Here is a 21,316-nt window from a genome sequence, read left to right as displayed (position 1 = left end):
AATAGATAAGTAAACTTAAAAGATTAGTTTAGAAGTTTACACGAACTTTTAAAGTACCTTGGTGACCAACATATTTACTAGCTAAATATGCATCGTAACCAGCTCCATACTCCATATTACCAGCTTTAGCAGTAACGCCTAAACCAAGGTTAAATAATGTTTTTGCAGCTTTGTCAGCTCTAGTAGCAAACGAACTAGTCATACCATCTAATTTAGCATTAACTTTCCCTGAACTACCAACTAACTTTTGTGAAACAAAAGCATGTACTTCAGGCATCACTGTAATACCGTTAGTATCTACAGAAACTGCAAATCTAGTACCAAGCACAGCTTCAACTTTATTGCTAGTCTTCTTACCAACGACCTTATTTACGTTGTCTGTACCAGTTTCTTTATAACCTTCATCGCTAGATCCTGTATAACGAATTCCAGCCATCGGTGTTAATAATACTGAGTCAGATACTTTAGCATTGTAACCAAATAATACTTGACCACCGTAAGACAGAGAATCATAACTAGCTTTAGCAGTTTGCTGACCACTAGCATTACGAGAAGTAGGAACTTTTCTAGGATCGCTATTTTTAATTTTATTTGAACCAAAAGAAACCAAACCTTGTACAAAGAAATCTTTATCAAGTTGTTGTGATCCATAAAGAGAGAGCATCACAGTATTAAGGTCTGTTTTTTCTCCAAATTTATAATCTTTGTATTTCATATCAGTTCTAACAATACTAACAGCAGCACCGATCGTTAGATTTTCGCTCGCTAAAGCATCGAAACCAAGGACTCCACCAACAGATTTTGTTTTATAGCCAACAACACTACCTTCACCCTTCTGAATAGCTTGATTATAGTATGGCATAGCCCATGCACCCATTGATTCACCAGCTACATCATCAGAACCACTACCTACAGGTTTTTGTTGATCAACTTGGGCAAGTCTTGCTCCCACTAAATTAGTAATCCCAACATTAGCATGATCGATAGCATCAGTTACTAGTGCATTCTCAGCATTTACACGTTGTTGTATTGCTTTACCACGTTCTTTTGGGTCTTTTAACCGACCAATATCAGTCATATCAGCTAATGCCTCACGACCAAGCAAACCAGCATTTTCCTGATCTTTCTCATCACCACCAGCAGCTTTCATATCAGTTGGAGCTATAGTTGCAGCATTATTTGAACGCAACAAGTAAACATCTTGATCCTCTTTAGTCTGAACGATCCACTGTGCATATGCTTGATCTGTTTTTACTCCTGTTAGAGGACCAAATTGTGCACCATTAACTAGACGTAGATTTTTACCATTGGCAATCAACTTGTACTCTTGATCCGCCCCTAATTGACCTTCATCCTTAACGATTATAGCACTAACTGGTACACTAGCAGCCACCTCTATAGGAGCATTAACCTCTATAGAACCAAGTTTTCCATCTGCAGTTAAGGTAGTTGCAATAGAAGTCCCAGCACCCCATGTAGAAACTACGTCTTTTTGGTTATCTTGGAAGATTAACTTATCAGAGTTCAGATTAATATTGGCATTAATATGTGAAGTACCACTAATTATATTGTTACCAATAATTACGATATTTTCAGTACCGAAGTTAACTACTTCTGCATACATAGCAGCATTCTGCAAGCCTACTGTTTTATTGCCATTAAATGTTATAGCCTTAAAACGAGCATTCTCTGTACCAAGCTTAGCACCAATACCAGCATAATTTGTGAAGTTAATCTTATTATCTTCTCCCTTACTGGTCATAGTAGCTGTCAACCTAACACCATCTTTAAACTCAGCTACAGAACCACCTTTATCACTACCAACTTGTAGTCCACCAGCTACTATTCTACCAGCTTTGTAAACTACATTGTCATTAATAATACCATTATTGACATAAGTATCACCAAAGTTTTCGGTATTTACTTCAAAAGTTGCATCTTTTAAGTTGTGTCCCTCAGAACCTAAACCATAAACCTTATTAGAACCAGCCTTAAAGTTAACAGCACCTTGATTATCAGTTGTAGTTGTTACACCAGCAAAGAAGTCCTGAATAGTAACATTTAAGGTATTATCTCCAGCAAATTGTAGATTAACCAAATGATCCTTATCACCAATATGGTTAGGTTTACTGATAGTGTGATCAATAGTTGATAATACAACTGTAGGTCTAGCGTCTTTAGAACTCGCACCAACAGTTTTAAAAGTACTATCAACATTTATCCCATCAAGTTGCATTTGTGGAGCTAAAGTTAAGCTTGCAGCAGTTTTACTGGTGAACTTAATATTGCTAAATTTTAGACCGTTATCACCTACTAATTCAACATTACCACCATGCAATTCTAAGGTAGCTATACCGTTAACAGCACCAGCATTAGCAGCTGCTGTAGTAGTGAATTTTACACCAGTACCAACACCAGCAGCATTATCAAATTTCAGTGTTCCCTTACCATCAACATTACCAACAACTGCATTAGCAGTATAATTACCATCTACAACTAATGTAGATCCGTCAGTTGCTAATTCTATATTTCCGCTGAAAAAACCTTGACCCGATGTAACTGCCTCAACACCAGCATTTACTTTGAGACCTTTAAATTGCCCGCCTGATGTCCCTATGTCGCCTTTTAGAGCAGCATTCCCAGCAAAAACTAGATTACTTCCATTAGCTGAAGCAGTTATACTCTTAGCAGTAATATCATTACCTTTACGAAGAGTAAGAGTCTTATCGTTTGCTGTAAACTTGATTTCCTTTAACCCATCCTTAGAGGTTGTTGTATTATATAAGGAGACATTCTCACTAACTTCAAATGTAGATTGCTCTGCATTTGTCAAAGCTCCAAAGGCATATTTAGCAGTAGCAACATTCATCTTAACTGTTGACGCGTTACCACCAAAATCAATGCCAGCAATATTAACCCATTTATTGGCAGCTGCAGCTATGTCAAAGTTAAGTTTTTGTCCTTTCAGTAATAATTTATCTAGAGGCTTAGAATTATTATCAGCAGGATTCATACCAATAGTACCAACAATCTTTAAAGTACCACCATTGTTCATTTCAGTTGCATCAATAGTACCGCCACCATTAGCACTTATTATAGATTTAATGGTTACATCACCTGCTTTATTAGTTAACTTCAATGTTCCACTATTAACATTATCAAAGATAGTCTTAGCATTAATCGTAGCACCACCAACTTTTACTGTTTTATCCTTATGGATGATAATATTACCAAGTCTTCCAGCAGCAGCAGCACCAGCAGCACCAATGTTACCAGTAATTTCAGCATTACCCTCAAACGTTAAATTTGAAGCAGCAGCAACATCAACATTAGCAACAGTTTCATTAATATTACCGGTCAGTTTATAACCATCAGCAAATGTAAAATGTGTATTAGCCGCCCCTCCTTGTAGTTCAGTGACAGCATGCTGTCCTGACAATCTCAGAGTACCACCAACAGTATTGCGAATTGCAGTCAAATTGTTTACTATACCACTTAATTCACCATTACCTTGAAAAAATATCTTTCCAACTACAGCTGGACCGTTTATGTCACCATAAAAGTCTCCTTTAAGTGTTTTACCAGCTTCCACAGTAATTGTACTAAGTGTATTATGGAAATCTGTTGTACCAAGATTACTACTCTTGGATAGAGTTACAGCTGAAGCTACTGTTATGTTTGTAACACCCCCCTTACCTACATCAACTTCACCTTGTAAAGCGATAGTCCCACCACGTAATTCAAGCTCTTTAGTATATACTCCTCCTGTAATTGTTGCATCATGACCAGCGCTAGCATCAACTATGAATTTCCCAGCTCTATGCTCCGTATCTATACCAACTACGGGTCTATCTGCACCTCCAAGATGAGAAAGAACTGCAGCTTTTCCCTGATTATCTAAGTGAATTACACCATATCCATCTTGAGTACCACCAAGAGATCCATCTCTAACTCTAAAGCTAACAGCAGCACCATTCTTAGAAGTAAGTAACAATATACCATTACCATTATTACCAAAGTTGATTCTACTACCTGCTCTTGTTTGTAAGTCCAACGTACCAGGATCACCACCAACAGTTACACTAGAGCTGAATTCAACAGTACTATTATCAGAGATGCTAATTATTTGGGCTTTGGCAACTTCTGATTTTTGAAATGTTGCCTTAAAGCCAACATTGTTAATATTCAATGTTACATTTTCACCATTAACAATTGTAAAGTCATTAAACACGATATTTGCAGGAGCAAAAGCAAACCCATCACCTGGACGACCAGTAATAATGTTAAGGTTACCACCCCCCACCGCATCAAAAGTAACAGGACCTAATAAGTCATTACCAAGACCAGCACCAACAAGACGCTCAGAACCAGCAACAATATTACCACCTAAAGTTAAACTGCGACCAGCTGCAACTCGAAAAGGAGCGACAGCACCACCATTTGTTATAGAGTTGATAGTTGTATCTGTAGTAACTGTAGTAACACCTATATTATGAGCATCCAAATGAAGACGTGAAATAGTTTGACCACCAGGAAGGTTAAGATTAAACTCAACAGCATCGGCATGAATTTCTAAACTCGAACCTGAGGTAAATAGTATAGGATTACCAAGAGTACCATCAACACCAGCAAGACCACCATCCTTATTGAGCCCGACTCCATTATCAAGAGATACAGCAACATCTAGTGTAACCCTAGGCTCTATAACATCAAGATGAGCAGCAGCAACAGCAAATGCCGTATTACTTCCACCGACTATAACTGAAGCAATAGAAGCAGTCGCTAGCAAGTTTTTCAAAAAACTGCTTTTTTTACTTTTATTATTCATAATTTTTTCCTATTTAAGTTAATTCATTTTCTAAATACAGTTTCTTGGAACAATTAGTTTCAAAAATTATTCCTGCTCGATGTCATTCCTGCATCTATGTCATCCCAGCGAAAGCTGGAATCTAAAAAAGTAGCCAAGTTTTTAGATCCCGCTACCTTCGCAGGGATGACAATCAAAAGCACATGATTGACCATCAAAGGTGCAGGAATAACATCGAAAGCATAGGGATGACCCTACGCAATCAATAATACCTTAAAACCTTTTTAGAAATATCTAAAACACGCAGTTACTATATATGTAAAAATAACTAATTACAAGCTACTTGACTATTTTTTTTATAAATTACTATCAACTGTGTTATATTTGAAACAGCTATAGAAATTTGTTATATCATGATAGTTTGACTTACTTGACTCCCAAACTTTCTTACCCCAAAAACATCTGACAACGCGACTGAAAAGTTGCATAAAGTTACCTAACTATAACCTCGAATATCGATTTTTTTGGATTCCTGCTTTCGCAGGAATGACATCGTTTCATCGTACTGTAAGATCAAATCTTGACAGTGACTGACTCATAATTTTTCTTTATAGAATCCTATTCTATTTATTGCATCGATGCTTTAATATCTTTCTCTTTATTGTTAAGATAATTTAATCTATTGTCAAGACGTAATTTTTCTGCTTGTTGTTTAGCTTTACTAGAATATTCCAAAGCTTTGTTGAAATCGCCTTTGCTAAAATAAGCATCTGAATAAGTTATATAAAAAAACATTTTTATTATGTCATCAGCTCTTTGCTCAATTAAGTTATTGTATTTATTAAACTCTATTATTACTTTATCCGCTTGGTTGGTTAACATAAGTAGTTCTCCATATAATCTGATTGATAGTAAAAAGTCTCTAATGTTATCAGTTTCCTTAAATAAAACTATTGCTTCTTGAATTGATTTAATAGAATCCTCTATTTCTAGTGTACTTATATTAATTTTATCTGTTTTTGTGTTTTTCTCTAAGACAAGATTAGCTTTAGTATACAATAATCTTGCCTTTAAAGCTTGCATATCCTGATCTTTTACTGACTTATTTATTTTCACATTTTTATACTCATCAAATGCTTTATTTAGCTTTTCTTCAGCCTCGTGATAATTACTAATTCTACAAAAATATCTTGAGTATAAAGTTAGAACTCTACATTTTAATATTTCTAAGCCGTCAGTTTTCTGCAAATATGCATTAACCTGACCAAGTATCTTTAAAAAATCTTCATATTTTTCTTGATAATAGTAGATTGAAGCAATTATTAAATCTAATGTCGCAAGATTTTCATTATATTTATCCTTAAATTTAGTTTTAAATTGCTGACTAGTTTCAATAATTTGTTGAAAAGAATTAGTTAGTTTAAATTCATGTTCATTATCTATAAAAAATTGTAATAGGGATTCAAACCACCCTAAATTTAAGGTAGAATAAATATTATTGTTTTTATTTAGTACCTGAATTATCTTATGATGTAAAACTGCTTGTACTAGGCGATGGATAGAAATATTATTATCATCATAATTGATCATGGAATATTGCCATAATAGTGCAATATGTTTATTTAATGTTAATTCTGGAGATGATAAATGAGGATGAGCGGTTTGTAGCCATGTAAGCAATAGTTTACGAGAGATTCTGTCTGGTGCTAAGTAAGCACATACTGTTAAAAGCTCAATAGCTATTGGCGGTTCATTGTTAATTTTAGTATCTCTAACAATTGCCTCTAAGGTGATGTTCCAGGTTATTGCCACTGGGTAGTTATAACTATTTGTTTCTCCTAAAAAAGAATTATCAGCTAATAATTCTGATTCATACCTCTGGTAAAGAGCTAAATATTCTGGAATAGTGATATGTTTTTGCTTAATATAAGCACTCGCTTGTACTAGTGCTAAGGGTAAATATCCTAAAACTTCTACTAATGTCCTCATAGCATTTTGTTCTTCTGCTGCCACATTTCGCTGTATTAAAGTCTTTATTGTTTTAATCGACTCCTCTTCTGTCATGACATCAATAGGCAATATTGAAAATTTTGTTGGCCAATGACGTTGACGAGTTGTTAAAATCATATATCCACCAGTTTCTGGTAAAAATGGTGCAATTTTACGATAGTTGCTTACGTTATCATAAACTAAAAGCCATCCTGGATTCTCAACTAACCATTGTTTAACATAAGCAATAATGTTTTCTTTTGTATAGGTGTTTTCTGCGTATCCTAATAACTTAGCGAATTCAATATATTTATTATACAAATCATCAATGTTTTCTGCAGGAAACCAAACTTTAAGTGTATACGGATGCTTTGTGTGATTGACATATTGCAAGGCTAATTGTGTTTTTCCAATTCCTCCAAGTCCAGCACATGCAGTAACTGCTACATTATTTATTCCTTCTAGTGTATGATTCTGATGTAATTTACTGTATAAATTACTTAATAGTTTTTCTCTACCAACAAAAACATTATCTTGTCTAGGTATATTCCAACTAGTCAAATTCTTAGGAAATATTATTGACTCTTGTGGTTTAAGGTAGGGTATTTCTGCTTCTTGACTTTTAACCGTTTTTTTAACAGCTGGGCTAAATATTAAAAGATAAGCACTACAACTAATCAAAAACAATATACTAACTATTGGTAGGTAAATATTCCTAACTTTAGCTTGAATATTTTTGTCTGTCAAATAAGATTGAGGAGAAACTAAACTAGACTTACTTGACATAATATTATTATATCTTGCCCTGAACTTAATAATAATATTATCTATATTCGTATTAGAAAAAATTCTTGTGATAATTTCTAAAAAAATAAAATGATATTGTTTAAATAGAGAAAGATTAATATATTCAAAATTAGTTTGTTTAGGTAAAAATTCTACACTTTGCTCTTTCTGTGTTATAAGGAAAAATACTTTAGATATATCCTGATCATTAGACATAGTAACAGACTTACTATCTTTTTGTCGTTTGGATATATTAGTTTCATTTACAGCACAAACATAGATAGTACATTGCTTTTTACCTTCTCCATGTGTCTCCTTATGCCTTAGAACTATAGGAACATTATCAAAATCTTCTTGCAGTTCTATATAAACTGTTATGCCTATAAGCTGTAAATCACTACGTATCTTATTAATCATCAAGTTTAAATCATTGTTTTTTAGCATCTGCAAAACAATAAAAAAAGATATATTATAAGACTTTGTTAATATTGAAATTTCTTTTAAGGTTTTCTTGAATTCTTGTTGAATTAATAAACTGCAATAATAACTTTGTATTAGTTTATATTTATCAGATTTTTCCATAAAGTTTATAATACCCTCTCGGGCATTTGTTCCTATTTTCCGTTTGATATTAGAAATATGACTTTCAATAGTTCTTGTCTCGACTTGTTTATCCTCATTTGATAAAAAATTAGCTACTCCTTTTATGTTTTTCCCATGCATAATGCATGCTATTACATCCATCTCTCTTGATGTAAATCTAATATTGTTAATTACTAGTAAATGTTTTTCATACATCTCTTGTGGACATAGTATCTCTTGATCTTCCATAAAATCTAATTTATTTAAATTATTATATAAGGTTAACATTTTATAACTATAAGATTATAAAATAGTATACAAACATAAATAATAGATAAATTTTTACATTCATGCCTATGTGTTTTTTACTTATGTATAATACTTACTGTTTTTTTAAGAGTTGGAATAATTCTAATTTAGGTTTTAATAAATTCTTCCAATTAAGTGTAGGGGAGTTAAACTGCACTTAAGTATTGCAAAATGATCAGCCTTATTCCCTCCATAAATTTAAAAATAAAGTTCCAATAGTTATATCTTTTCTAGAGTTTAGTGTACTAATATGGGGTTAATAGTTAATTACAGAGAGCAAAAGCTGATTATTTTATGATAAATATTTTAAAACAAGTCCACAGCAATTTAGTAGAGTATTAATTATGCAAGGTATAAATACTACTGACTTACGTAATATCATAGCTACTATTAGCACTAAACTACATAGAAATAATATAGCTGCTGAAATACATTACAGATTAAAAGACCCTTGTTCTGCTTTAAAGAAGATATTAAAAAAAGCTATCACTGTGAAAGAATTAAAGGACCTAATTGCTTTTAGGATTGTAGTTGATACAAAAAAAGACTGTTATAAAGTATTGGATATTATTTACAATATCTATTCTGTTAATGTAGAGAAGTCTAAAGACTTTATTACTAATCCTAAGGATAATGGCTACCGTTCCTTACATGTCATAGTTGATATCTATGAACGTAATATAGAAATACAAATACGTAGCAGAAAGATGCATAATACAGCAGAATTTGGCACAGCTAACCATGATGAATATAAAAAGACACAGGAAACAAAATTAAGAAAGTTATTCTCTAATTATAGGCTTAATACAGCTTATATTAATACTGAGATCAATAACGCCTATAATATTTTGAGCGGGTTTAATTGGACTATATTAGAACTCTTTATTTATGAGCGGGTAATTGAGAATCTTTGTCATAATTTGTATGATATACAATTGAAGGGTTCTGTCGCATTTATTGCAAATAGCACAAGGGAAGAGTAGAATAGTGTAAAGAAAGTATATCTATGCCATTTTATATTTCTACGAAACTGCTTAAATATTTTAAATGATTCTGTTCTTCACAAGAAATCATCATGTTATATTTAATTGAAATTAAGTCAGAACACCCTCGCTAAACGAGGGGCTTGACGGTATTGGAATGAAGCTATGGCTCATTTGATGATTAAATTTGAGGATAGGCTTAACAAAATTTAATGACCTATTTTTCGAATTTACACAGTTTTTTGGACAGAGCCTATTGAGCAGCCCAAAGGGCTGCCATTGTTAATTAAGATTCTCCTGTTTCGTCAGAACCTAGACTATCAAATTGCTCTTGGTTCTTAATGTAGTGTTTGATCTGATTCTCTTCAAATCCCACAGTTGAGACCGCATAACCTCTAGCCCACAACTTTTCTCCATTAAAATTACGCTTTCGTCCACCAAACTGCCTAGCAACAGCTATAGCACTTTTCTCCTTGATATAACCTATTACTTCGGCTACAGAATATTTAGGAGGAATTTTGATGAGCATATGGACATGATCTTGTACCATATGCCCTTCTATTATCTTGCTTCCACGTTGAGAAGCCAACTCATGGAATACCTTTCCAAGGTATTTTCTAACCTTCCCATACAATTCTTTTTTACGACACTTTGGAATAAACACAATATGATATTTGCAATCCCATTTAGAATGATTTAAACTTTCGTATGTTGTCATATATTTTCTCCTTTGACCGTCAAGCCAAAGAGGTTATATATGATAACTTTTTATTTTATACTAAATCTAAAGGCCAAGCCTTGATGGTCTCACTAGTCAAACTAGTACCCTATCATTGAGTTAAAGGTGGTAAAGTTTCTATCCTTGCCATTTATCGTAAATCTCTTCGACTTAAAGAAGGTGATGAAATAGTTTTTAATCTTAATAACAATGAACTTACCCTAATTCCTATTAAGACTAGTTTACAAAAAGTACGCGAAATGATAGTATAATGGACTGAAAAATTTAGACAAAAAAGCAGGTAGTTTTGTTTTGTAATAAAATATAATAAGAATTATACTTAGGATAAACGAATGGCAAAGAAACAAAGTAGCACCAAACAAAATGCTATACATTATGTAAAAACATAAACAAACTATTAGAAGCAGTTTGTTAGTAGCCATACAACTTGAATATTTTAGGATAGACGAAATATATACCGATAATCCTGAATTTGGATATTGTTGTATACATAGGCAATTATTAGAAAATGGTTTTAATAGACTTCTTTCGAGACTTCATCTGAGAGGTGGTTTTGTTGTCAGAATTAATCTCAAAATCCTCACGTACGTTTGTCGTACTGCTTACGGTTTTTCGATTAATTTTTTCTAAAAACCCTTATCTCATACCTAGTTTCGAAAGAAGTCTAATGTTAGGTAGGGATAGAATACACAAATATATGGAGATAATGGGCATAGAAGCTATTTATCTGCATAAGAAGAAAGCTGTTTCTGTGAAGGATAATCAGCATAAAATTCATAGTTACTTGCTTGATCAATACTGGATCAAATCAGGAAAAACGAAAACGATCTATATACCTAATGTCAATGAGGTATAGAGTGACAATATAACTTACATTAGAACTAATGGTGATTTTATGTATCTTGCAGCTATTATAAATACTAAATAATATGAATAATAATAACTTAAAAATAATAGTTGAGACAAAAACATTAACTCAGGCTTTGGCTTTTGCCAATTCTGTAGTAGAAAAACGTAACGTAATTGCTGAGCTTAGTCATGTTAAATTATCATCTAAGGATGGTAAGCTAGAGCTAATAACTACTAACATGGAAATATATTTAAGCCAAAAAGTAGCAGCTCAAGTAATAAGTGAAGGCGAAATAATGGTATCTACTAAAACATTAAATGACATAATAAGAAAGATATCTGATAATGATGTAACGCTCAGTGTCTCAAATGAAACAGATCAGCTTGAAATTTTAGGAAAGAATTGTGCTTTTAACCTACTAACCCTACATGCTAACCAGTTCCCTGCGTTAGATGATATTAATGTTGAAACTACTTTAAAAATATCTTGTAGTGATTTTGTTAAAATGATCGACGGTACTTTGTTTTCGGTATCCGTTGATGAAACTCGTTATAATCTTAATGGTGTTTATTTCTACGTAAAAGATGAAGAATGTTGTATGGCTAGCACCGATGGGCATAGATTATCAGTGTCAGTAGTAAAAATAGCCAATAATGCTAGCGAGTTTGGAGTTATTTTACCTAAAAAGACTCTCGAGGAAATTGTTAAGATACTGAAAGACCCCAAGAATATTCAACTGGAAATTGAAATTTTTCTAAGTGTTAATAGGATTAAATTTGTTTGCAATGATATTATGATGGTATCAAAACTAATTGATGGAACTTTTCCGGATTATCAAGCTTTTATCCCAGTAGAGAACAACTATAAACTTACTATTAATACCAAGTTGCTAGCTGATGCTATAGATAGAGTAGCGACAATAACTATAGACAAATTTCAAGCAATAAAATTGATTTTATCAAAAGACTTGCTTGAAATTACCGCTTCTGGAGAAGCAAGAGGCGTGGCTAAAGAATGCATACCATGTTCTCTAGATGAAAGTAATTTATGCATTTTTGATTATGAAGATAATCTGTCTATAGGTTTTAATCCTAAATATCTTACTGACGCACTAAGTGCTGTGTTAAGTGCTACTAAAGCAAACCAAGTTGAGCTATACTTTTTAAATGCATCATCACCAATGTTATTGAAAACCCTTCAGAATCCTAAAGATGTTTTTGTGATTATGCCAGTTAAGGTTTAATATTCACCTTAATTCGATGTAACAAGTTAATACTAACCTCAGTTCGATATATCTTTTGCTTTGAAAAAGCTAATCTTTTTTTTCATATTTAGGCATTCTAGCATCTAAGCGATATTGATTAATTCCATCAATGTGAGATCTAACTTCTTTTTTAATAAGTTCTTTTCTTTCTTCTATTTTCTTTAGTACTGCTTTACTATACTCTAAAGATTGATTGTCCGCATTAGCTTCAGCTTTCTCACGCATAATTTCATAATGTTCTTGTCTGCGTGCATATCTATCGTCATCTATTATTTTCTGCTCAATCTTATAAGCACTGTCAATCATATTACGAGTTTGAGTATCCGTTGCTTTTTCTCGCATGAATCGCTCGCCCATCAACACGGGATTCTCTCCCTCATCACCTTCACCTTTAGCTAAAGCATCATATATCTCAAAGGCAAGTTTTTTGTTAGATAGTTCTGCATAATATGCACTATCTGCTGTTCTATCCTGTAATTCAAGCTTGGCTAGATATTCAGGAGATGAAATATCTCCTTGAACAGCAATGGTTTCTTTATTGATTTTAGTTAAAAGTGCTTGATGTTCCAAAGATCGTTGCTGATCCTTAAGTGATTCACTATGGGTTCTAAGTCTTGGATCATTATAATTAAAATCTTCCCACTCTGCCCCAGTCAAGTTACCCTCAAAAGCATCCCGTAAATCTTTACCAACAATAGCAGTAAGTGCCTCTCGTTTTAATCCTTCATAACCAGCATATATTCTCTCTCCTATATTTTTACGCTTCTTATCACGTAGCTCTCTCTTTTCATCAATACGCCTATTCATCTCTTGCCAACTTTTGAGTGGTGCTATATTTTTACCAAATAACCCTATTCCCCTTGCTGACATTGCTTGATATGCATCTACGTAAGCTTGCTGGAAATCTTTGGTAAACTTTGCATCACTCGCTAATTCTCGTAAAGTTTTACCATCTTTAGTTTTCATTAAATCATCAAGCTCTTTCTGCTGATCTTTGTCAAGTTTTTTACCTTCTCCAAATTTAAGACCCGCTAAATAATCGCGAAGTTCGGAGTAACTATTACCCTTAAACTCTTTATCCGTTCCCTCCGGTTTAATTGCTTTAATAACCTCACTAATACCCTTTTGGTAATCAGCTTGAGCATGAACATTAACATCTTCATAATCTATACCATAAGTTCTTTTTACTTCATCTAAAACACTAGATTTTACTGTCCTTGGATTCAGAGCTTCTTTTCTTACCCCTTCTATCAACCACTTGCCCTCAATCATCATGTTCTCATAGGCATTGGCAATGGGCATGGTTGCTATTTCGATTGCTTGATTTGCCCTTTGTTTAGCAGCCTTTAGAACATAATTTGCAGGTCTCTCTATTTGCTGTTGAATAGGGGCATAAGCAGCTTGTCCAATCGCTTGTAAATTTGTTAGATTACCTGAGGTGCTAGATAAGAATTTAGCACTTGAAACAGCTATATCATTAAATTTACTTAGTAAATAAACACATACAAAAATTAACAATAATCCATCCAGCTGAACAAACTTACCACTGAAAAATTTATCAATTCTTGTTGAATCTTGGACTGGATCTAAAAATGGTAATTCAACATATCTTTCCTCAATACATTGATAAGCTAAACATAGTTTACCATCTTCTGATCCATCATAGCTGCGATGATCGACAGGCACTAATATATTAGCCTTTGTTTTAGAAAATTTATCAGCTTTCATTGGAGATGGAAACCACCAATAAAATATTGAGTCTCCAAGACTAGTGTCTAGATCTTCATTCATACTACCAAATAGGTCATTTATCGGTCCTAAATTTGGGAAGTCATACTTACATACCCCAAAACCAAGTGAAGAATATATTTCTGTTCTGATAATCATTGAAATAAAAGCAATACCAGTAAATAATATAATTGGTTGTAGTGCATAGGAAATCAGCTGTCTTAACCAGTTTTCAAACAATGAACGCGTGATACCAAATAACATAAAGCAAATGAATATTGGAGCCATTATGATAATCATCCCAACGGTTATCAGTGCTGTAAGATATATAATAGTAGCCTTAAATACCATCATGAAGATAAAATAAAGGGCTATCAAGAATAAAATTATATATATAAATCCTAACGGATCGACAAATAGTAATGAAAATAATTTTGCCATAGTTTGCGGGGCTATCATTAAACCTATAATACTCCAAGATCCAGGTCCGGTAGCTGCTGTTTCTTTAATTATTTGTAATATTTCCGCTACCCCTTCCATAAAAAACACGAATAAGTAATCATGGAAAAATTGCCAGCTACTAGTTGAACTAAGTAACGTAGATACTATACTAACTTTTACTACTCTAATTATTAATTCAGTATGTGTGAGATTAACATTACCAATCAGGAAAGAAAATCCTGTAAACATAATATACAAAGTTAACAAAGCCGAAACAGATACACGATACCCCGGTGTTTTAATAATACCCTCGTAAATTGACCTAACTAGCCCTGTATTCTTGCCATCACCAAATAACTCAGCTTTTATTAAATTCGTTAAAAATTCAATAGGGTCAGGTCTAGTGTCAGTGACCCCAGATTTAATAACTACACGGTACTGACCATTATTATCATCGTAAAATTTATCTAAAATCTTAAAATATAATGGGCATTGAACGTATTTAACTTTATCCTCATCTGCATATTGATAACTTATTCCTCCAGCTTTTACTAATTCCCCTCTTTTATTAAGATCATAAAGTGCATAACCAACAAGAGGTGTACCAAGGTGGGCGGTAATGCCTTTTGGTGTACGTTGTGTATCCAAAGAGAGATTAGGATCTGTATCACGCTCAGCAATTAACATGTATAGCCCTACACCATTTTTAAATAAACATGGTGCATTACTAATGCTAGCATCCTTACTGTCAGTACACATGATGTCATCTATAAATTGGCATACTTGTAGTCTCTTACAAAATTCAGATAAAGTATTGGTATTATTTTCCTGACCATACCACGCACTCCAAGCTGATAATTCTGTAGAGTTGTTTTTATCTCCTTTAGAATAATCCCAAGTTTTTACCAACATAGTAAGTGGTTGACCATTTACATTATATCCAGTATTGATCCAAGGAGCTGTTTGATTATCTTGTTGTTGCCCGCTTAACTCTTCTTTTTTATATCTTGAAGAAATTACAAATTTTATAAAGCCAAAATCATCTGCATCAACGCACCTATCACCAGTACACCCTGAAAGGCACAACATAGAAATTAATAAAATAACAAAAATATTCTTCATTTATAAAAACCTAGGCTTAAATAGTAATTATTCCTTTTTATTAGATCCACCACCCGCTTCACCACCAGTGTCTGAATCATTTCTTGAGGCAAATATTTTGCCAGTATATTCTTTCTTGCCGTCAGGATCACTTTTCCTAGCTTTATAATTTTGATCTATCACCTTATCCTTAAATATCCTAGCTGGAGCAAAAGCTAAATCCTTGACTGGTTTTGCCACAGATTCCATATCCTGTATAATAGATTGCGTAGGATTAGAAGGTCTTTGGAAATCACCCTCTTGTCTTGCAGGTGTTACGTTGGTCAATTGAGCAACTACTATAGTCACATAATCGACAAGTCCATAACACATTAGGCAATAAGCATAGAATAATAAGCTACTGGTAAATATTACCAAGAATGTCCCGGTAGAATTTAATAAATCCTGTGCATTATTAATTTCCGTAACTTCCGGTACGAAAAAAGGTATCCCTGGTAAAAATGGTATTTTGAAAGAAAAATTAATCGGTATGTCCATATGCGTTAGATCTAATCCTATAGCTATTGGGATAAATTCAAAGTTCCAGCATGCTCTTACCACAATTTTTAAAAGTTGTTCAGACATCACCTGATCTATTAATAGAAAAAATATTAATAATATGGTTGGTTGCATCATGTAACTAAATAAAGTAGATAACCAGTTATCGAAAATGCTTTTTGTCTTCTCAAATAGTACCAAAATTATGAATAATGGTGCTAAAGATATCATAATCGCAAGACCAATATAGGCTATAACGTAACCTATGATAACTTCCAAAATGGCTCTAAAATAAAGCGTCAGAGAATAAATAGTCATGATAGCAACAAGAGCAAGACCATTATGAATTTGGAGTAATTGTATAAATAAAAGCCCCCAAAATCTGCCATTGGTATATTTATCAAATATTGGATCAATAAAACCAAAAATGTTAGCTTTAGAACTAGTAAGCCCTACTACATTGGTCATTAGATAGTCAGTACCCTTAATAAAGGCGTTAAATAAGTAATTATTGAAAAAGTTCCAACTATCATCTCCTATTAGTATTACTATCAAAGTGATTTTTATAATTCTTGTTAATAAGTCTTTGGCCGTTATTTGAATAGCACCCGCTAAAAAGGTTAAAGCATATATTATTACGTAAAGAATCAATGCGGCTTTTATGATTCGGTGTAATGTTACATTTTTAGTTAGTTTAGTATAAAAATTCATAGTAAATTTATGAAACTCATCGGTAATAGGTTTAACTGCCCCTTTATATACAATATCTGAAAACCAAGTACTTCCAGTGTAATTAGCATAATTTACCTTAATTAATCCCATTACCTCTTTATTAGGATTCTTTACCCTAATCCATAAATAACCATCTTTGTCAGCATCAGTTGAAAAATCTTGGTTGATTTGTGTACCCACTAGCGATGCAAGTGGTGTTCCACCACCTTTTACTATAATATATTCAACTTCTATGTCTTTTTGTTGTGCATCACTAACAGTCTTATCACCATTACCTACTTCTACCATCATAATATAGCGTCCAAAATGTAAAAAACTGCTACTTAAATCTACAGCTGGGCTATTAATATAAAAATTAAGTTTATCAAGATCAGAAAATGTAGTCCAATCACTCATTAAAGGTTTATCTAGGGAAGTAAACATTCCTTGGATTAACCAATCAGTTAAAAAATCTAAATCTCCAGCAATATCAGATTTATAATATAAGAAACTCTTTTTTAAAAATTTAGAATATACAAAGTTCTCTGCTTCTCTCTTTATAATCTGATTATTTACCAATATCCTCATTCCTCTCCCTTGATCATAGAAGCATACTGGAGAGTTATCTTTATCATTAGCAAAATCAGGACAAATTGTAATAGCTAAACGGTTCATATCTTGTATAATCGCCGGATTCAACGGTTTGCCAACTAATGCTAATTTATCTAACACCTTGTATTTTGTATTTGCTCCAGTACCCTGGCACACTTTATCCCTTGAAGGATCAATAGAATCACATAATTTTTCTGCAGTTGAATATAGTATTTTATTATCAAGGTTGCTATTTGTATAAAGTGACGGGACTCCCAACATATTATTGTCAAGCTCTGACTTTAAAAAATCTTCGTCAGTAGCTACACTAAAAAAATCTCCTGCTCCTGCGAGAGTTATATTTATGACATCACCTTTTTCTACTCGAATTTTCTGTCTATTGTTAGCAAAATTAAAATAGTCTACATAATTCTGCATTTTGCTAAATGCCAAACTTGTATAATCTTTAGTAGGATCAGTTGCCTTAAATTTAGGAAAATTAGTAGCTTCATACTTTTTAGTTAAATGATTAAAAGTTTTAATAAATATTTGTGGTCTATTGAATCTTGGATCTATACGGTACATCACTCGGTATCTTCTTGGACTACTTACAGATCCCCTAGTACTCCAGTCAAACTTAATTGCTTTATCTTTTTTAACATAGTTACCAGTAGAATTCCATTCATTTGGTTTTGCAAGGTCTAAAGAAATGCTACCTTCTTGAAAACTATTGAATTTTGGTACTTCTAGACATGATGCAAATAAGGTTTTAAGCCCCTCTAAACTTGAATTCATCCAATCAAGTTTACTGTTATCATCATTAGCTTTGGCAGGATGGCAGGCTAACAGAACTACTAAGGCAATAAAAACTTGCCCCTTAAGTAGAAAATCTACCAACAAAATTAGATGCCTGAAATTTCTCATCCTATTATTCACTTCATTTTCAGTTATTACTTTGGATTCGCATTAGAACCACTTTCATTACCACTACCACTCTCAACACCACTTCTTGGATTCTGATCCTTATTGTTACCATCACTATCCTTGGTATCACCTTTTGACCTAGCTTTATTCCCTTTATCAATTGCTTTATTCCTATTTTTTAATCTACCAGCAGCTTCTTTCTTAATTGTATCTCTAGATGTCTTATCTAAACCAACCTTTTTTAAAGCTCCTTGTTCCATTGCCGATGACATTGCATGTCCCATAGATGTAGCAGAAGGTCCAGCGGTACTAGTCAACTTTGCCACCATTTTTCCAGAAAATTCAACATAACCATACATTCCATAAGCAATCATAATTAATGCAATATAATGTTGCATATTCAAACCCATCATACCAGAACGAGGATCCATTCCCCAAGGTACAAACCAATTGATACAAAAAATCTCTAAATTAGAGAAAATCGCAGGAAGACCTGGAATAGCAGGAAATGGAACTTTTATAGGTAAAGCACATTTCCAACACACACTATAACCAGTTGCAAAATCCAAGTAAATTGTAAATAGCTGAGTAAGTATAATAATTCCTGCCATTAAAATTACTGGCTCTATAATATATCTAAAAGTAAACCTCACCCAATTATCAAATAAATATCTAGTGAAATCAAATAGCATAAACGTAAGAAACAATGGAGCTATACCAATTAATATAGCAATTGCCATAAATGCCATAATATAAACTGCCACGGCTCGAAGAGCGGTGATGATTACTATCATTGTAGCAATAAATACTATAACAAAATAAATCAATCCACTAAGACCCATAGAGATTAAAGAAAGCACTTGACCAGCAAAAGTTTTACTGAACAATATTTTACTCATTAATGCATCTAGGAACATGAAAGGATTTGTTATCTTATTCGTTGATGAAAACATGCTATAGCCACTCATATTCGAGATGATTCCATCTGAAAAGTTAGTTACAAAATCAAATATATAATTATTGAAAAATCCAAAAGTACTTTCATTCATTAACCCACTAACTATAGCAATTTTTGCTATCCTAATTACCAAATCCTGTTGGTTGATTTTGACCATACCTAATAAAAACATTGCTCCGTATGACATAACGTAGAGAATTAATACGGCTTTTATATAGTTAAAAAAGTTAGTACAAGTAGTAACTCCCCCACCATAGCAAGTCATGTTCTTAAAAATCATCACAGCTGCACCCTTGATTTTGCCTTTTAATAACTCAAATAAAGGGGTTAAAATATTTAAAGTAAAACTACCAACTTTTTCTGAGGTAAAGAATTGTACTTTATACCTACCATAACTTTCTTTATAGTCCTCTTTTTTATTGAGAATTCTCATCCATAGATATCCATTGCCACTTGTAGTAATCTTCGCATTACCTTCGGCATCATCCATATTAATACTATTAGCGGTATAAGGTTTACTAGATGTGTTAGGATTTTCGTCATATGGTACTACTAAATATTGTATTTTACCACGATTAGCCTCAACATCATCAAAACTCTCGCCATTAGTTCTTCGACATTTAGTCTGCTTAATATTTAAGACATAGCCACCAGTATTATTGGTATATTTGTCATCTTTTGACCATAAACGATATTGTAAATAGGTTTTTGCTGTACCGGCTAGAGTCCCATTATAAATGATTTGATATTTAATATTAGCAGCTTTACTATTATTTATTGGATCATACTCTTTGTTTCCAGCAATTACTTTGGCAAATTTATAGTCTGCTCCTAAAGATTTAGCATTAGTTGGAGTCTCACTGTTATCCATTCTATATAACAGACCTGTTGGACCATCGGCAGAGTACCAAAAATATCTTTTATTTTGGTATTCCCCTTCTATGTAAGCTTTATCTTTTATGCTATGATCAACATCAGGGCATGTACGAGATGAAGCACTAGAATTGTTAGAACATTCAGGGTAGAAATTAGTAAATAGCTTACCAGTATTATCATACCAAGGCGAAGTAAAAAAACCGTCATCACGATAAGATTCTGGTGCTGTACTCATCACATTAGCCAAAAAAGGAGTCTCATCACATATTGTTTTCCAGTAACTAAACCAATGAGCTGGATCAGAATTACAACGCCAATCACCTACATGCCTATTCTGTACTATATCCCAACATATATCATGTGGATTAATATTAACACAATCATTCGGATTGTTACAATTTGCCGGCCACTTACAACCACTAACATACTGCCCAGTATATATTGAATATCTACCACATAATGGACTATATGTTTTCTGCCCTTCTGAGCAATCTGCTGTCTCTATAAAATTTTTAAATTCACCATCTTGCTTAACAAGCTTAAAGACATTTTTTACACTAGCTATATTATTTGGCAAATCCGGCAATTTTTTGTGATCCGGTGAAACTGATATTATGACCTTATCGTTAATAAACAATTCAGCTATATTTCGCCATTCATCAGTTTTAGCATCAAAAATTAAAGATAGTGGTTCTGCATTAGTTTCTTCAACCCTAGGAATGGCAACCATGTTATTATTGGTATCTAGATCTGAAGATTGTTGAATATTATTTTTGGGGATATAAGCCCTACAAAGACTTATGTTACCCTCTATTTTAAACTTAATATCCTGCTTATCTGTAACAGCTAAATTAGTATTTAACCATTCTCCATAATGTTTAGGATCATACTCAGTCTCAATTGAACCATCTGGTTTTGTTTTGGTAATAACAGTATAGTTTGCTGTTGCGTTAAGCATGATTGTATTAGTAATACGATCAGTACTACCTCCCTTTTCGTCTAGATCATATCTAAGGAGGCAACCGTTGGTAATTTTTACTGACCCTATCATCGCAAGTAATACCATAACAACGCTAACCACTAGAGCCGCTATGCCTAATACTATTATAAGTTTTGATAAATTTCCTTTCATACAATTTT

Annotated in this window: 8 protein-coding genes; 2 read left to right on the top strand and 6 right to left on the bottom strand. The window is 33.1% G+C overall.

Annotated features, from left to right (window positions below):
• Nucleotides 1–28 precede the first annotated feature (28 nt).
• Together AB3211_RS03540 and AB3211_RS03535 are read right to left on the bottom strand one after the other, a co-directional pair.
• Nucleotides 29–4,828, bottom strand: a complete 4,800-nt coding sequence (locus AB3211_RS03540; RefSeq protein WP_367364724.1) for an autotransporter domain-containing protein — start codon at nucleotides 4,826–4,828, stop codon at nucleotides 29–31.
• Nucleotides 4,829–5,434: 606 nt separating this feature from the next.
• Nucleotides 5,435–8,452, bottom strand: a complete 3,018-nt coding sequence (locus tag AB3211_RS03535; RefSeq protein WP_367364723.1) for an NB-ARC domain-containing protein — start codon at nucleotides 8,450–8,452, stop codon at nucleotides 5,435–5,437.
• Between the two features lie 365 nt (nucleotides 8,453–8,817).
• On the opposite strand from AB3211_RS03535, the gene AB3211_RS03530 reads away from it, so the two are divergent.
• The gene (locus AB3211_RS03530; RefSeq protein ID WP_367364722.1) at nucleotides 8,818–9,456 is read left to right on the top strand and encodes a bifunctional (p)ppGpp synthetase/guanosine-3',5'-bis(diphosphate) 3'-pyrophosphohydrolase; all 639 of its coding nucleotides are present in this window, start codon (nucleotides 8,818–8,820) and stop codon (nucleotides 9,454–9,456) included.
• A 286-nt stretch (nucleotides 9,457–9,742) separates the two neighbouring features.
• Here AB3211_RS03530 and tnpA read toward each other — a convergent pair whose 3' ends face one another.
• A complete protein-coding gene (gene tnpA, locus AB3211_RS03525; RefSeq protein ID WP_367364721.1) occupies nucleotides 9,743–10,174 on the bottom strand; it encodes an IS200/IS605 family transposase in 432 nt (143 codons plus the stop codon).
• A 950-nt stretch (nucleotides 10,175–11,124) separates the two neighbouring features.
• Between tnpA and dnaN the strand changes: the two genes are divergently transcribed.
• The gene (gene dnaN / locus AB3211_RS03520) at nucleotides 11,125–12,288 is read left to right on the top strand and encodes a DNA polymerase III subunit beta (protein ID WP_367364720.1); all 1,164 of its coding nucleotides are present in this window, start codon (nucleotides 11,125–11,127) and stop codon (nucleotides 12,286–12,288) included.
• Between the two features lie 69 nt (nucleotides 12,289–12,357).
• Here dnaN and AB3211_RS03515 read toward each other — a convergent pair whose 3' ends face one another.
• Genes AB3211_RS03515 through AB3211_RS03505 form a run of 3 tightly spaced genes read right to left on the bottom strand, consistent with a single transcriptional unit; the run spans nucleotide 12,358 to nucleotide 21,308 of the window.
• Entirely contained in the window at nucleotides 12,358–15,600 is a 3,243-nt protein-coding gene (locus AB3211_RS03515) for a type IV secretion system protein (RefSeq protein WP_367364719.1), read from the bottom strand.
• A gap of 27 nt (nucleotides 15,601–15,627) precedes the next feature.
• Nucleotides 15,628–18,342, bottom strand: a complete 2,715-nt coding sequence (locus tag AB3211_RS03510) for a type IV secretion system protein (protein WP_367364718.1) — start codon at nucleotides 18,340–18,342, stop codon at nucleotides 15,628–15,630.
• 26 nt (nucleotides 18,343–18,368) lie between these two features.
• Nucleotides 18,369–21,308 (bottom strand): type IV secretion system protein, encoded by a 2,940-nt coding sequence (locus AB3211_RS03505; RefSeq protein ID WP_367364717.1) that lies wholly within the window; start codon nucleotides 21,306–21,308, stop codon nucleotides 18,369–18,371.
• Nucleotides 21,309–21,316 lie beyond the last annotated feature (8 nt).

The sequence above is a fragment of the Candidatus Tisiphia endosymbiont of Nedyus quadrimaculatus genome (assembly GCF_964059235.1).
Lineage (GTDB): Bacteria > Pseudomonadota > Alphaproteobacteria > Rickettsiales > Rickettsiaceae > Tisiphia.
This window is presented reverse-complemented; position numbering and strand designations above follow the sequence as displayed.

Bases quoted from the DNA above. Each gene is read 5' to 3' on its own strand.
- AB3211_RS03540 (WP_367364724.1), bottom strand. From the start codon at position 4,828: ATGAATAATAAAAGTAAAAAAAGCAGTTTTTTGAAAAACTTGCTAGCG.
- tnpA (WP_367364721.1), bottom strand. From the start codon at position 10,174: ATGACAACATACGAAAGTTTAAATCATTCTAAATGGGATTGCAAATAT.
- AB3211_RS03515 (WP_367364719.1), bottom strand. From the start codon at position 15,600: ATGAAGAATATTTTTGTTATTTTATTAATTTCTATGTTGTGCCTTTCA.
- AB3211_RS03530 (WP_367364722.1), top strand. From the start codon at position 8,818: ATGCAAGGTATAAATACTACTGACTTACGTAATATCATAGCTACTATT.
- AB3211_RS03505 (WP_367364717.1), bottom strand. From the start codon at position 21,308: ATGAAAGGAAATTTATCAAAACTTATAATAGTATTAGGCATAGCGGCT.
- AB3211_RS03535 (WP_367364723.1), bottom strand. From the start codon at position 8,452: ATGTTAACCTTATATAATAATTTAAATAAATTAGATTTTATGGAAGAT.
- AB3211_RS03510 (WP_367364718.1), bottom strand. From the start codon at position 18,342: ATGAGAAATTTCAGGCATCTAATTTTGTTGGTAGATTTTCTACTTAAG.
- dnaN (WP_367364720.1), top strand. From the start codon at position 11,125: ATGAATAATAATAACTTAAAAATAATAGTTGAGACAAAAACATTAACT.